The organism is Streptomyces sp. NPDC028368 (assembly GCF_055565615.1).
Window position 1 is genome coordinate 794,408 of the sequence record NZ_JBVHTY010000001.1, and the last position, 14,653, is coordinate 809,060.

Annotated in this window: 10 protein-coding genes and 3 pseudogenes; 10 read left to right on the plus strand and 3 right to left on the minus strand. The window is 70.8% G+C overall.

The genetic code is table 11. From position 1 onward, the window contains the following. The first annotated feature begins 15 nt into the window (after positions 1–15). The 3 genes and pseudogenes from frc to ACZ4S3_RS03495 all read left to right on the plus strand — a co-directional run bounded on the left by frc (position 16) and on the right by ACZ4S3_RS03495 (position 4,848). Positions 16–1,243: pseudogene (frc, locus tag ACZ4S3_RS03485) on the plus strand (formyl-CoA transferase). Then, positions 1,243–3,378 carry an acetate--CoA ligase family protein gene (locus ACZ4S3_RS03490; protein ID WP_467925141.1) on the plus strand — a complete coding sequence of 712 codons (2,136 nt, stop codon included), beginning with the start codon at positions 1,243–1,245 and terminating at the stop codon, positions 3,376–3,378. Before frc ends, ACZ4S3_RS03490 begins: the two are co-directional and overlap by 1 nt. A 75-nt stretch (positions 3,379–3,453) precedes the next feature. Next, entirely contained in the window at positions 3,454–4,848 is a 1,395-nt protein-coding gene (locus tag ACZ4S3_RS03495) for an OFA family MFS transporter (RefSeq protein ID WP_467925143.1), read from the plus strand. Between the two features lie 30 nt (positions 4,849–4,878). Here the strand turns inward: ACZ4S3_RS03495 and ACZ4S3_RS03500 are convergent, their stop codons facing one another. Both ACZ4S3_RS03500 and ACZ4S3_RS03505 read right to left on the minus strand, forming a co-directional pair. Beyond that, on the minus strand, positions 4,879–5,247 hold the full coding sequence (locus ACZ4S3_RS03500; protein ID WP_467925145.1) for a chorismate mutase: 369 nt from the start codon (positions 5,245–5,247) through the stop codon (positions 4,879–4,881). 119 nt (positions 5,248–5,366) lie between these two features. After that, entirely contained in the window at positions 5,367–6,044 is a 678-nt protein-coding gene (locus tag ACZ4S3_RS03505; protein WP_467925147.1) for a GntR family transcriptional regulator, read from the minus strand. A 283-nt stretch (positions 6,045–6,327) separates the two neighbouring features. Here ACZ4S3_RS03505 and ACZ4S3_RS03510 point away from each other — a divergent pair, with 283 nt between their 5' ends. The 5 genes and pseudogenes from ACZ4S3_RS03510 to fdhD all read left to right on the plus strand — a co-directional run bounded on the left by ACZ4S3_RS03510 (position 6,328) and on the right by fdhD (position 10,500). Further along, positions 6,328–7,563, plus strand: a complete 1,236-nt coding sequence (locus ACZ4S3_RS03510) for an FAD-dependent monooxygenase (protein WP_467925241.1) — start codon at positions 6,328–6,330, stop codon at positions 7,561–7,563. Between the two features lie 165 nt (positions 7,564–7,728). After that, a complete protein-coding gene (locus tag ACZ4S3_RS03515) occupies positions 7,729–8,712 on the plus strand; it encodes a 2-dehydropantoate 2-reductase (protein WP_467925149.1) in 984 nt (327 codons plus the stop codon). Positions 8,713–8,755: 43 nt separating this feature from the next. Further along, a pseudogene (locus ACZ4S3_RS03520) lies at positions 8,756–9,106 on the plus strand (molybdopterin-dependent oxidoreductase); the annotation flags it as partial. Beyond that, a pseudogene (locus ACZ4S3_RS03525) lies at positions 9,082–9,613 on the plus strand (2Fe-2S iron-sulfur cluster-binding protein). The pseudogenes ACZ4S3_RS03520 and ACZ4S3_RS03525, both read left to right, overlap by 25 nt. A gap of 32 nt (positions 9,614–9,645) precedes the next feature. Next, a complete protein-coding gene (fdhD, locus tag ACZ4S3_RS03530; protein WP_467925151.1) occupies positions 9,646–10,500 on the plus strand; it encodes a formate dehydrogenase accessory sulfurtransferase FdhD in 855 nt (284 codons plus the stop codon). 111 nt (positions 10,501–10,611) lie between these two features. Here the strand turns inward: fdhD and ACZ4S3_RS03535 are convergent, their stop codons facing one another. Next, on the minus strand, positions 10,612–11,055 hold the full coding sequence (locus tag ACZ4S3_RS03535; protein WP_467925153.1) for a MarR family winged helix-turn-helix transcriptional regulator: 444 nt from the start codon (positions 11,053–11,055) through the stop codon (positions 10,612–10,614). 196 nt (positions 11,056–11,251) lie between these two features. Between ACZ4S3_RS03535 and ACZ4S3_RS03540 the strand changes: the two genes are divergently transcribed. Both ACZ4S3_RS03540 and ACZ4S3_RS03545 read left to right on the plus strand, forming a co-directional pair. Further along, the gene (locus tag ACZ4S3_RS03540; protein WP_467925155.1) at positions 11,252–12,193 is read left to right on the plus strand and encodes a quinone oxidoreductase family protein; all 942 of its coding nucleotides are present in this window, start codon (positions 11,252–11,254) and stop codon (positions 12,191–12,193) included. A gap of 269 nt (positions 12,194–12,462) precedes the next feature. Beyond that, positions 12,463–14,448: an exo-alpha-sialidase gene (locus tag ACZ4S3_RS03545; protein ID WP_467925157.1), complete on the plus strand. Its 1,986-nt coding sequence runs from the start codon at positions 12,463–12,465 to the stop codon at positions 14,446–14,448. The last annotated feature ends 205 nt before the right edge of the window (positions 14,449–14,653 follow it).

The following is a 14,653-nucleotide window of genomic DNA, read 5'->3' on the forward strand; positions in this document are numbered from 1 at the left end:
GGAGCCCTGACGGCCATGACCAAGGCTCTCGACGGCATCCGTGTCCTCGACATGACCCACGTAGTCCGGGCCGTCCGCCACCCAGCTGCTCGCCTGGCTCGGCGCGGACGTCATCAAGCTGGAGGCGACCACCGGTGACATCACGCGCAGGCAGCTGCGCGACATCCCGGACGTCGATTCCCTCTACTTCACCATGCTCAACTGCAACAAGCGCAGCATCACCCTCAACACCAAGACCGACCGCGGCAAGGAGCTGCTGACCGAGCTGATCCGGCGCAGCGACGTGATGGTGGAGAACTTCGGTCCGGGGGCCGTGGACCGGATGGGGTTCTCCTCGGACCGCATCCAGGAGATCAATCCACGGATCGTCTATGCCTCGATCAAGGGCTTCGGCGACGGCCCGTACACCGACTTCAAGGCGTACGAGGTGGTGGCGCAGGCGATGGGCGGGTCGATGGCGACGACCGGCTTCGAGGACGGGCCGCCGCTGGCGACCGGGGCTCAGATCGGCGACTCGGGGACGGGTGTGCACTGTGCCGCCGGGATACTCGCGGCGCTCTATCAGCGCGAGCACACCGGCCGCGGGCAGCGGGTCAATGTGGCGATGCAGCATGCGGTGCTGAACCTGTGCCGGGTCAAGCTGCGCGATCAACAGCGCCTGGCGCACGGCCCGTTGGCGGAGTATCCGAACGAGGACTTCGGGGACGAGGTGCCGCGCAGCGGTAATGCGAGCGGTGGCGGGCAGCCGGGGTGGGCGGTGCGCTGCGCGCCCGGTGGGGCCAACGACTACGTCTACGTCATTGTGCAGCCGGTCGGCTGGCGGCCGCTGACCGCGCTCATCGGGAGGCCCGAGCTGGCCGAGGACCCAAAGTGGGCGACGCCGGAGTCCCGGCTGCCCAGGCTCTCGAAGATGTTCCAGCTGATCGAGGAGTGGAGCAGCACACTGCCCAAGTGGGAGGTGCTGGAGCGGCTGAACGCCCACAACATCCCCTGCGGGCCGATCCTTTCGACGAAGGAGATCGTCGAGGACGCCTCGCTGGCCGCCAACGAGATGGTCGTGCGGGTCGAGCATCCCGAGCGCGGCACGTTCACCACCGTCGGATCGCCGCTGAAGCTGTCCGACTCCCCCGTCGAGGTCGATCGCTCACCGCTGCTGGGCGAGCACAACGAAGAGGTGTACGTGGACGAGCTGGGGCTCGGCGGCGAGGAACTGCGGCTGCTCAAGGCGACGGGAGTCATTTGATGACGGAGAGTCAGAAAGGCGCGGTCCGGGTGGTTTTGGAACGCGCTCGGGCCGAGGGGCGGACGGCACTGACCGCACCCGAGGGAAAGCTCGTCGCCGATGCGTACGGCATTCGCACGCCGGCCGAAGGGCTGGCGGAGTGCGCCGATGACGCGGTGGCGCTGGCGGACCGGATCGGTTTCCCCGTGGCGCTGAAGATCGTCTCGCCGGACATCCTGCACAAGACGGATGCGGGTGGGGTACGGGTCGGGGTGGGGTCGGCGGCCGAGGTGCGCGGCGCGTTCACCGCGATAGTGCAGAACGCGAAGGCATACGCCCCCGCGGCGCGGATCGCCGGTGTGCAGGTGCAGCAGATGGTGCCCGAGGGGCAGGAAGTGATCGTCGGGGCGGTCACCGATCCGACCTTCGGGAAGATCGTGGCGTTCGGGCTGGGTGGCGTGCTGGTCGAGGTACTGGGCGATGTCACCTTCCGGCTGGCACCGGCCTCGGCGGAGGATGCCGCGTCGATGCTGGGCGGGATCCGAGCGGCTCAGGTGCTGCGCGGGGTGCGCGGCGGGGCGGCCGTGGACCGTGCCGCGCTCGTCGACCTCATCGTACGTACCTCTCAACTCGCTGCAGATTTCCCGGAGTTGGCGGAGGTGGACCTCAACCCGGTATTCGCCTCTCCGGACGGGGTGATGGCCGCCGATGTCCGCATCCTGCTGAGCGAGGGGACGCCGCCCCGGCGCCGTAAGCACACCAGGGACGAGATCCTCACCACGATGCGGCGGCTGATGCGGCCGCGTTCGGTGGCCGTCATCGGTGCCTCCAACGAAGCGGGCAAGATCGGCAATTCGGTGATGCGCAATCTCCTCGACGGCGGCTTCTCCGGGGAAATCCATCCGGTGAATCCCAAGGCCGATGACATTCTCGGCCGCAAGGCGTACAAGTCAGTGATGGATGTGCCGGGAGAGGTGGATGTGGCGGTGTTCGCCATCCCGGCGCCGTTCGTCCCCGCGGCACTGGAGGAGGTCGGCCGCAAGGGCATCCCGAACGCCGTGCTCATCCCGTCCGGCTTCGCCGAGACCGGTGAACACGCCCTGCAGGAGCGGATCGTGGCCATCGGCGAGGAGTACGGGGTGCGGCTGTTGGGGCCGAACATCTACGGCTACTACTCCACCTGGCAGGACCTGTGCGCGACGTTCTGCACGCCGTACGACGTCAAGGGCGGGGTGGCGCTGACATCCCAGTCCGGCGGCATCGGCATGGCGATCCTGGGCTTCGCGCGCACCACCCGGACCGGTGTCTCGGCGATCGTCGGGCTCGGCAACAAGTCGGACGTGGACGAGGACGACCTCCTCACCTACTTCGGTGAGGACCCCCACACCCGCTGTATCGCGATGCACCTGGAAGACCTCAAGGACGGCCGGGCGTTCGTCGAGGCGGCGCGGGAGACCGTACGCAAGAAGCCGATCGTGGTGCTGAAGGCGGGGCGGACCAGCGCGGGCGCGAGGGCAGCGGGATCGCATACGGGCGCGCTGGCCGGGGACGACGCGGTGTATGACGACATCCTGCGGCAGGCCGGCGTCATCCGGGCGCCGGGGCTGAAGGACATGCTGGAGTACGCGCGGGCGCTGCCCGTACTGCCCGCCCCCAAGGGCGACAATATCGTCATCATCACCGGGGCGGGCGGCTCGGGTGTTCTGCTGTCGGACGCGGTCGTGGACAACGGGCTGCGGCTGATGGAGATCCCGGACGACCTGGACGCGGCCTTCCGGCGCTACATCCCGCCGTTCGGCGCGGCCGGGAACCCGGTCGACATCACGGGCGGCGAGCCGCCGTCCACGTACGAGGCCACCATCCGGCTGGGCATGGAGGATCCGCGGATCCATGCGCTGGTGCTCGGTTACTGGCACACCATCGTCACCCCGCCGATGGCCTTCGCGAAGCTGACGGCGCGGGTCGTCGAGGAGTTCCGGGCGCGCGGGATCGAGAAGCCGGTGGTGGCGTCGCTGGCGGGTGACACCGAGGTCGAGGAGGCCGCCGCGTATCTCTTCGAGCGGGGTGTCGTGGCCTATCCCTACACCACCGAGCTGCCGGTGGCGGCGCTCGGTGCGAAGTACCGCTGGGCGAGGGCCGCGGGGTTGCTGAGCTGACCCCGCTCTCCTGGAGCACGAAGAGATCGGACAGGGGGCGCGCTGACCGGGTTCTTTCGATTCCAAGGGGATGAGATGAGCACAGAGAAGGAGCGGCATGCGAGGGCGGTCGCATTCCGGGAGGTCACGGACGCCAAGGGCCGTGTCTATCGAATAGGCGAGACGGACCGGGATCTGCTCGGCCATTCCCGCAAGCTGATGGTGTATCTGCCGTGGGTCTCGATGATGGCCATCAGCGTCTCGGAGTACGCATACGGTTCGGCCGAGGACACCCTCTCGGGGGCCCACGGCTGGACGCAGAGCAACACCTTCTGGATCCTGAGCGTCTGGGTGTTCTTCCAGGCCGGCATCGCTTTTCCGGCCGGCTGGCTGCGCGAACGGGGAATACTGACCGCCCGCAAGGCCATGTTCCTCGGGGCGGCGCTCTGCCTCATCGGCTTCACCGCGCTGGCTCACCTGGACAATGTCCTGCTGGCCATCTGTGGTTTCGGCGTGGTCGGCGGCCTCGGCTCCGGCCTCATCTACGCCACCTGCATCAACATGGTCGGCAAGTGGTTCCCCGAGCGGCGGGGCGCAAAGACGGGAATTGTGAACGGCGGTTTCGCCTATGGCGCGCTGCCCTTCATCTTCATCTTCAACTACGCCTTCGACACCAGCAATTTCGCCGAGGTGCTGGACCTCATCGGGGTCTATGTCCTGCTCGTCGTCTGCGTCTGCGCCTGGTTCTTCAAGGACCCGCCGAAGAACTGGTGGCCCGCCGACATCGATCCTCAGAGTTTCGCCGGCAACAAGAAGAGCGCCGCGAGCCTGGCCAAGAACCCGCCCGCGGTACGGCAGTTCACCCCCAGGGAAGCCATCCGGACCGGCATGCTCCCGCTGATGTGGATCACTATCGTCCTGACCGCCGGTGTCTCGATCTTCGGGATTTCGTTCCAGGTGGACTTCGCCAAGGAAATCGGCTTCGGCCCGCTGGTCGCCGCCTCGTCCATGGGCGTGATGTCCGTCGTCAACGGCGTCGGGCGGGCGGTGGTCGGCTGGCTGTCGGATCTGTGGGGCCGGAAGCTGACCCTGGTGTTCGTCATCGTCGTCCTGGGCCTGGCGCAATTCGGCGTGATCTGGGCCGGCGACATCCACAGCGAGTGGCTGTTCCTGGTCTTCGCCTTCCTCTCGGGATTCGGCGGCGGCGCCTTCTACCCGATGTTCGCGGCCCTGACCCCGGACTATTTCGGCGAGAACTACAACGCCACCAATTACGGGCTGGTCTACAGCGGAAAGCTGATCAGCGGCCTGTTCGGCGGCGGGCTGGGCTCGATGGTGGTCGACGACTGGGGATACAACGGCGCCTACGCGCTCGCCGGCGGTATCTCGATGGTGGCGGCCGCATTCGCCCTGCTGCTGCACCAGCCGGGACGGCGCCGGGTGCGCGATGTCGTACCCAATCCGCAGCCGATCAGCAGGGAAATGATCTGACGGACGGCGGCAATCGGGTCGCCCGCCGGCTCAGCCGGCAGACGGCCCGCCCTGCGTGCCCCGCGTTCCGTCGGCGATCGCCCGGTGGTGGCGGACCACTTCATCGATGATGAAATTCAGGAACTTCTCCGCGAACGCCGGGTCCAGCCGGGCGTCCTCGGCCAGTTTCCGCAGCCGCTCGATCTGCGCGGCCTCCCGGGTCGGGTCGGCGGGCGGCAGGCTGTGCCGCGCCTTGAGCTCGCCGACCTGCTGGGTGCACTTGAAGCGCTCGGCGAGCAGATGCACCAGAGCGGCGTCGAGGTTGTCGATGCTGCTGCGCAGATAGCGCAGCCGCTCGCGGGCCGCCTCGTCGGCGACCGCGGCCGCCTCGCCCGCCGAAGGTGCTGTCCCCTCGCTCATGTACGTCTCGCCATTCGTGGTCGGGTGCTGCGCTCCTGGTCGGGTGCACATTACCCGGGTGCGGGTGCGGGAGCGGGGCTGGTCTCGCGGACCGGAACGGGGGGCGTGCGCCGGGCCGCTCAGGAACGCTCGCGCTCGTGGTACGTACGGCGCGTGTGCTCGGTGTGCGCGCGCATCACGGCGGTGGCGCGCTCCTCGTCCCGGTCGGCGATCGCGGCGATCAGCTCGCGGTGCTCGATCCACGACTGCTTGCCGCGCTGCCGGGCCACCGGGGTGTAGTACCAGCGCACCCGCCGCCCCACCTGCGCGGCCAGCTCCGCCAGCACCGCATTGCCGGCCAGCTCCATCACCTTCGCGTGGAATGCGGCGTTGGTCGCCACCGCGACATCCACCTCGTCGTCCCGGACGGCACTCTCACCCTCGGCGCACAGCCGCTCCAGCTCCGCGATGCCGGCCGACCCGGCGTTGGCCGCCGCGAGCCGGGCCGCTTCGGCCTCCAGCAGCGTACGGACCGTCAACAGCTGGTCCGCCTCCTCCTCGGTCGGCTCGTGCACAAAGGCGCCCTGGGCCGGCCGCAGATCGACCCAGCCGTCGGTGTTGAGCCGCTGCAGCGCCTCGCGGACCGGCTGCCGGGAGACCCCGAGATGACCGGCGAGCTCGCTCTCGACCAGGTGCTGGCCGGGGCGCAGCGCGCGGGTGGTGATCAGTTCGAGCAGCGCTTCATAGACGCGCTCGCGCAACGGGCCGGGTCGTTCGAGCTTCGGCACGGCTCCCTGCGGTAGCCCTGTGGACAGCATCGAGGTCCCCCTCTGTGGACGCGTACGGGACGTGGCACGCACGTGGCATGCAGGTGCATGGAAGCGATGCCGGAGCGATTGGTTATCGTCTACAGTCTACCGACCGTGTGTCCTACCACACAGTACGGCCCGGTGACGTACGTCACGGACCGGCCCGCGATGCGTGTCAACTACCGCGAGAATGAATCCGGTTGAGCCGGGCCGACCGACCATCGGCCAGGGACGGGCAACGGACAGGGGCAGGGGCCACATGCGGGACAACAGGGACACCGGCAGCATCCGGATGGACGGGGCCGAGGTCGCCGTCATCGGCGGGAGTATCGCGGGCTGCGCCACAGCGCTCGCCGCGCACCGGGCGGGCGCCGGCCGGATCAGCGTCCACGAGCGCGCCGCCGGCCACCTCGCCGACCGCGGCGTCGGCCTCGCCGTACACAACGCCCGGTACGCCGAGCTGGCGGCCGCGGGCTATCTGGACGCGGCGATGCCGTGGGTACGGCTGACCACCCGGCGCTGGTACGTACGCGACGGCGCCGCACCGCTGGGCCGGCAGATCGGCGTCCAGCCGTTCCCGTTCCGGTCGTACTGCTGGGGACCGCTCTGGCGGGAGCTGCGACAGCGGCTGCCGGAGGCCGTCGAGTTCCGTACGGGGGTGACGGTGCGCGGGGTCGTGGACACCGGGGACGGTGTGCGGGTGCATCTCGACGGGCGGAGCCCGGCCGACGCCGAACGGTTCGACCTGGCCATCGGCGCCGACGGATACCGGTCGGTGGTCCGCGACGCGGCATTCCCCGGCGTCCGGCCCGACTACGCCGGCTATCTCGCCTGGCGCGGCGCCGTACCGGCCGAACGGCTGACGGAGCTCGGCCTGCCCGGCCTGCCGGCGGTCCCCTGGGCGGAGGAGGACTTGGTCTACGGCGTCTTCCCCGGCGGCCACGTCATCATCTACCGCATCCCGGACGGCAACGGCGGCCACCGCGCCAACTGGGTCCTCTACACCACCCCGCCCGCGGGCCTCGGCCTGCAGCTGGAGGCCCCCACCAGCCTGCCGCCCGGCACCCTCACCGATGCCCTGCACGACCATCTCGCCCATGTCGCGGATGAATTACTGCCGCCCTACTGGGGTGGGCTGCTGCGCCTGACGACTCCTCAGGAGGTCTTCATCCAGCCGATGTACGACTTCACGGCGCCCCGCTACACCGCCGGGCGGCTGCTGCTGGCGGGCGATGCGGCGACCGTCGCCCGTCCGCACACCGGCGCCGGGGCGGTCAAGGCGCTGCAGGATGCCGCGGCGCTGGAGGCGGCGCTGCGGGCGACGTCGGAGCGGCCGGACGCGCTCGAGGTGTACGGCGCGGAGCGCGGCGCGACCGGGCGGGTGATGGTCGAGCTGGGGCGGCGGCTGGGCCGGTCGCTCGTCCAGCAGACGCCGGAATGGCGGGCGTTGGACCAGGCCGGGCTGGATGCGGCGTGGGCGGCGGCCGACGGTTCGGGCGCGTTCGGCGGGCGCGAACTGAAGAGCTGAGGGGCGGCCGCCAAGGGCTGAGGGGCGGGGGGACGGTACGGCCGGGCGCCGGCCGCACGCACCGACTTCCCGCCACACCCTTGTAGGCCGTTGGCGAATACTGTAGACAATATCCTGTCGACGTTCGATGTTCGTTCGGTCCCCTCAACCGATCTGAGCCTTCCGGTGAAAGTCGCAGTTGTCGGCGCCGGTGCCATCGGCGCATACGTCGGGGCCGCCCTGCACCGCGCGGGCGCCGACGTCCACCTCATCGCCCGCGGACCGCATCTGGCGGCCATCCGCCGGGCCGGCGTCCAAGTCCGCAGCCCGCGCGGTGACTTCACGGCCAGGGCCGCGGCCACCGACGACCCGGCCGAGGTCGGCCCGGCCGACTATGTCTTCCTCGGCCTCAAGGCTCACTCCTACGCCTCCTGCGGACCGCTGATCCGTCCGCTGCTGCACGACCGTACGGCCGTGATCGCCGCGCAGAACGGCATTCCCTGGTGGTACTTCCACGGCCTGCCCGGCCCGTACGCCTCCCGCCGTCTCGAGAGCGTGGACCCGGGCGGTGCGGTCAGCGACGTACTGCCGCCGGAGCGGGCCATCGGCTGCGTCGTGTACGCCGCCACGGAGATTCAATCCCCGGGTGTCATACGGCACTTGGAGGGAACCCGGTTCTCGCTCGGCGAGCCGGACGGTTCGCTCTCCCGGCGCTGTCTCGACTTCAGCGCGGCCATGGTGGCCGGCGGGCTCAAAGCCCCGGTCGAACCGGCGCTGCGCGATGACATCTGGATCAAGCTGCTCGGCAATATCTCCTTCAACCCGATCAGCGCGCTCTCCCGCGCGACCATGGCGCAGATCTGCCGCCATCGCGGCACCCGTCAGCTGGTCGAGGCGATGATGTACGAGACCTTGGAGGTCGCGGCCGCGGTCGGCTGCCGGCCCGCCATCTCCGTGGAACGCCGGATCACGGGCGCGGAGCGGGTCGGCGACCACAAGACCTCCACCCTCCAGGACCTGGAGAGGGGCAAGCCGCTCGAGCTGGACGTACTGCTGGCGGCCGTGGTCGAGCTGGCCGAGCTCACCCGCACCCCCATGCCGACGCTGCGCGCCGTGCACGCGCTCGCCGATCTCCTCGCCACCACCTCCTCCGCAGGGAGCGCACCGTGAAAAAAAGCAACGGCAGGGCAGGCGGTCGAGGACGTATCCCCGGCTGACGCATCCGCTCGTGAGGGACGCCAACGTGCTTCTTGTGCGGGCGAGTTGGGACGAGGCATTGGAGCGGGCGGCGGGCGGGTTCGCCCGCGCCGTCACCGGCCACGGGCCGGATGCCTTCGGGATGCCCTCCTGCGCCCGTGCGACCAGTGAAATGAACTATGTGGCACAGTAGTTCACCCGGGTGGTGATCGGCACCAACAACGTGGACTCCTGCAACCGGACCTGCCATGCGCCGAGCGTCGCCGGACTGTCGGCGGCTTTCGGGTCCGGTGGCGGCACGTCGTCGTACGAGGAGGCCGAGCACACCAATCTGATCGTGATGTGGGGCTCCAACGCCCGCTTCGCCCGATCCCGGACGCCTGCCGGGCCGCCAGGAAGGACATCCCCACGCTCTGCCAGGGCGACACGCTCACGCCCAAGAACGCCTGCCGGGTGTGTGTGGTGGAGATCGACGCCGGCGCCCGCCTGTTCGCGGCGGGCCGAGCCGGATTATGGCGGTGCGTACGGACACCGAGCGGGCCCGGCACAGCCGCAAGGTGGTCCTGGAGCTGCCGGCCTCGTCGGCCGATCTGTCGACCACGCCGCGGGCCGCGGAGTGGATCAAGGAATACGGCGCCGAGCCCGGCCGGTTCGGCGCGGACGCGGACATGCGGGCGGAGGCACCTGGGACCCGGCGGCGCAGACCGAGACGACCACCGTGTGCGCGTTCTGCGGCGTCGGCTGCAACCTCACCCTCCCTGTGCGGGAGAATGAGATCGTCAAGGTCACCTCGCCGCACGACAACCCGGTGACCCACGGCAACCTCTGCATCAAGGGCCGCTTCGGCTACCAACACATACAGAACCGGGACTGAGCAGCACCGGTGAAGGACGGGACTGATCGGACATGGGACGGGTCACCGAGCGACGCCGCGTCATCCGGATCCACGACGGTGCCGTGAGCACGCGCCCGGACACCCTCGTCGCCGAGGAACCGATGGAGATCCGGCTCGGGGGCAAGCCGCTGGCGATCACGATGCGGACGCCCGGTGACGACTTCGCGCTGGCGGCGGGCTTCCTCGTGAGCGAGGGAGTGCTGGCGAGCGCGGACGAGCTGGCGAACATCGTGTACTGCGCGGGGGCGACCGAGGAAGGCTCGAATACGTACAACGTCGTCGATGTCCGGCTCGCGGACGGTGTGCCCGTTCCGGACATCACCCTGGAGCGCAACGTCTATACGACGTCCTCGTGCGGGCTGTGCGGCAAGGCCAGCCTGGACGCGGTCCGCACGCAGGCGCGCTGGGCCCTGGACACCTCCCCCGACACCCCGGTCCGCATCGAGCCCGCGACGCTGTCCGCCCTCCCCGAGCGGCTCCGGGCCGCGCAGCGTGTCTTCGACCGGACCGGGGGCCTGCATGCGGCCGCGCTGTTCAGCACGGACGGGGAGCTGCTCGATATCCGGGAGGACGTAGGACGTCATAACGCCGTCGACAAAATCGTCGGGCGGGCGCTCCAGCAGGGGCTGTTGCCGCTGTCGTCCTGTGTGCTGATGGTCTCCGGGCGGGCGTCCTTCGAGCTGGCGCAGAAGGCCGTGATGGCGGGCATACCGGTGCTCGCGGCGGTCTCCGCGCCGTCCTCGCTCGCCGTCGATCTGGCCGCCGAGACCGGGCTGACCCTGGTCGGCTTCCTGCGCGGCAGCTCCATGAACGTGTACGCGGGCGAGCACCGCCTCGCCCTGGGCGCAGCGGCCGCCACGGGCTGAGGCCGCGCCCGCCGCACGGGCCGGCGGACCGGCCGGCGGGGTGCGCCCCCTGCGCCGGCCGGTCCCTGCCCGTCCCTGCCCGTCCCTGCCGGTCCATGGCGGGCTGTTGCGCTACTCGGGCAGCGCGATCCTGGTCAGCAGGGCGATCAACTGCTCGCGCTCGGCCGGGGTCAGGGCCGCGGTCAACTCGGCGTTGGCCGCATCACCGAGCCGCTGGGTGCGGCGCAGCCGGCGCTCGCCGTCGGCCGAGATCTCGATGGCGTTCTTGCGCCGGTCCCTGGGGTCGGGAGTGCGGGTGACCAGAGCGTCCTTCTGCAGGTCGTTGACGATCGCGACCATGTCCTTGGGGTCGATGCTCAGCGTCCGGCCGAGCTCGGCCTGCGAGACGGGGCCGAGCTCGGCGACCGCGGACAGCACGGCGTGATGCATCATCCGCATGCCTTCGGCGGCGAGGGCGTCGGCGACCAGGCGGTGGCCGCGGGCGGCGGCGCGGCCCAGCAGCCAGCTGGGGAGCGCGCGGATGCGGGACGGGGCGTACGGGGGGTGATCGGACATGGGACCACCGTACCGAGGAATCCATGGGGGGCACCAACGAAAGTCGCCGCACGGAAAGCCGTCGAAAACCATTGACCCTCCCAACGTTTAACCATTGGTCATCCCAACGTTTCATCGTTACTGTTGGGGCACCCAATGAATTCCGCCGGTGTGCGGCAGCTGCGCACCGGCCGATTCCCCCTGGAGGTGCCGGCCCATGCGCCGAGTCCGATTCCATGCCTACGGCGGCCCGGAAGTGCTGCGCGTCGAGGAGACCGAGAGCCCGGTGCCCGGACCCGGGGAGCTGCTGGTGCGTACGGAGGCGATCGGCGTCACGCTGCCGTGCGTGCGCCGGGTGCGCGGGGACGGCAAGGGCGGGGGTGACCCCCTGCCCGCCATGCCCGGCGGCGAGGTCGCCGGGGAGGTCGTCGCCCTCGGCCCGGATGTCACCGGCTTCACGGTGGGCGACCGCGTCACCTCGCTGACCTTCAAGGGCTCGTACGCCGAACTCGCCCTCGCGCCCGCCGTCCTGGCCAGCCGGATCCCCGACGGGGCGAGCGCGGTACAGGCGGTCGCCCTGGTACGCGGCGGGCAGGTCGCACTGGCGGCGCTGAGCACCGCGGCGCCGGCCGGCGCCGAGTCCGTGCTGATCACCGGGGCGGCCAGCGCCACCGGGCACCTCGCCGTCCAACTGGCCAAGCTCCAGGGGGTGCCGCAGGTGGTGGCCGCCGTCAGCTCCACGGCCAAGGCGGAATTCCTTTACGGGCTCGGGGCCGACGAGGTCGTGACGTACGACCAGGAGTCCTGGGGCGAGCCGGTCGACATCGTGCTGGACGGCGTCGGCGGCGAGCTGCTGCCGCGCGCCCTCGCGGCACTCACCGAGGGCGGCCGGCTGATCTTCTTCAACTCCGGCGGCGGCACGGTCCCGGCGTATGAGCTGCTGGCGGGCTCGAAAACCATCACCGGGCTGACCATGCGGCGCTTCGCCACCGTCCACCGCGACCGGTACGATGAGCATGAGGCACAGCTGTGGGAGCTGGCCGGATCGGGGCGGCTGCGGGCCGCCGTGCACGCCGAACTGCCGCTGGCCGACGCCGCGAAGGCGCACGAGATCATCGAGGCGCGGGCCAATCTCGGCAAGGTGGTCCTGCGGCCGTGAGGGCCTTCGGGCGTGAGGGCCGGCGGGCGGCCGGCGCCCACGCACCGCGCGTCCCGCCCGGCGCTCCGGCCCGTCGGGCCCCACGCCGCACCCGGCGCACACGGCGCATTGCCTGCGGGCCGGGCGAGTGAAATCCGGGCCCCGCGCTGAGAACTGACGCAGGCTCCTTGTCGCGGTCCGCACGCGGCAGTAGCTTCCGTCGCGGATGCACATAGGACGTGGGATGTCCTGATGACCCGACGCCGAACCCCGAAAGGGCAGGCCGGACCATGACGTCAGTTCTCCGCGCACACCTCAGCCCCCGCAGCAGACCACGGCGGCGCCTCGCCGCGGCCGGTCTCGCCGCGCTGACCGCCGCAGTCCTCGCCCTCCTCCCGACCGCTCCCGCACAGGCCGCGCCTGACATGGCGTCGCCGGCCGCCCCCTCAGCTCTCTCGGCCCCCGCCCCCGCGGGCGGCTTCGACCAGCAGGTCCTCTTCAAAGCCGCCCAGGAACAGGGCTATTCCTGCTTCCGGATACCGGCAATCGTGCAGTCCACGCGCGGCACCCTGCTCGCCTTCGCCGAGGGCCGGGTGCACGACTGCGGCGACTCGGGCGATATCGACCTGGTCGTCAAGCGCTCCACCGACGGCGGCCGTACCTGGGGCCCGCTGCAGATCATCAACCACGGCGACGGCGACACCCACGGCAATCCGGCCCCCATCGTCGACCGCCGCACCGGCCGCATCGTCATCGCCGAGACCTACAACAAGGGCCGCAACGACGGCCTCAGCTGCGACGTCCCCTGCGACCGCACCCCGCACCTGCAGTACAGCGACGACGACGGCGCCACCTGGTCCGCTCCCCGGGACCTGACCCCCACCATCCGCCCGCCTCAGTGGAACTCCTGGTACGCCACCGGACCCGTACACGGCATCCAGCTCACCCGGGGGCGGCACGCGGGCCGCCTGGTCTTCGGCATCAACGCCGAGAGCTACGCCCAGGGCCGGGTCACCGCCAACCACGCGGCCCTGGTCCACAGCGACGACGGCGGCCGCACATGGCGGGCCGGCGCGCTCGACACCTGGCCGATCGGCGCAGACGGAACGTTCCGTCAGAAGCCCTCGGAGATGACGCTCCTGGAACGCTCCGACGGCTCCATCTATGTCAACGGCCGCGAACAGGACGGTACGGATCTGGGCCATCGCACCGCCGCCGTCAGCCGCGACGGCGGCGACTCCTTCGCCGCCCCGTTCCGCGCGATCCCCGACCTCTACTCCCCCATGGTGCAGGCCTCGGCGCTGCGCCTGCCGCACTCCTCCGACGCCGGCCGCGGGCGCACCCGTACCCTCTTCGCCGCGCCCGCCGACCCCGACCGGCGCCGCACCATGACCATCCGCTCCTCCTGGGACGAGGGCCGCACCTGGGAGGGCGTCGACCGGGGCGCGCTGGTCACCACCGACTGGTCCGGCTACTCCGACCTGGTCGCCCTCTCCCCCGACGTCACCGGCCTGCTCTACGAGGGCGGCAAGGCCGACGCCCGCGACGAGATCCGCTTCGCCCGCTTCACCGAGGAGTGGCTCGGCCCGCGGCGCGCCCCCGACCCCACGACCCGCGACGACGCCCGCGGCGCCCGCCCGGCGCTCGTCCTGGGCGGAGCCCGCCCCACCGACGGCGTCTTCGGCAACGCACTGGCTTTCGACGGCAAGGACGACGCCGTACGCCTCCCCTACCGCGATTCCCTCCCCCTCGGCACCCACGACTTCACCTGCAGCCTCTTCTTCCGCTACGACGCCACCACCGGCGAACAGCCGATGCTCTGGATGGGCGGCGTGGGCAGCCGGGCGCCGCAGGTCGCGGTGAGCGCCGACCCCGCGAACAACCGGATCACCGCACACCTCACCGCCGTCGACGGCGCCCGCCCGACCGTCACCGCGCAGGTCGCTTCCCAGGGCGCGTACAACGACGGCCGCTGGCACCACCTCGCCCTGCGCCGCACCGGCGGCCGGCTGCTGCTCACCGTGGACCTCACCGAGACCACCAGCGTCCCGGACGTCCCGGGCTCGGTCAGCCGCGGCTCGGTCTTCGGCGTGCACCTGGGCCAAAAGCTGGACGGCCGCGCCCAGTTCACCGGCGCGCTGGACGAGGTACGCGTCTACCGCCGGGCCCTGACCGATGAGGAACTGTCCGGCGTACGCACCTCCGACGCGTACGCCGCGGGACCGCTGGTGCTGCGACTGGCGCTCGATCAGGTGCGCGGGGGTGGGCGGGACTAGACACTGTCTTGCCGATCACGTGGCGGGCCCCGGAATACCACCCGGGCCCGCCACGTTGTGGCCCCGCAGGGGGCGCGTGCAACCCCTACGGCATGCGTTCGACGTCCCCCTAGTACTGCAACCGCATGTGGGGTGTGTGGCCTCGGCGTTGGTAGTGGCAGTGGCGGGCTCGGGCTTGGCTGCGTCTGCGGAAGTGTGACCAGTG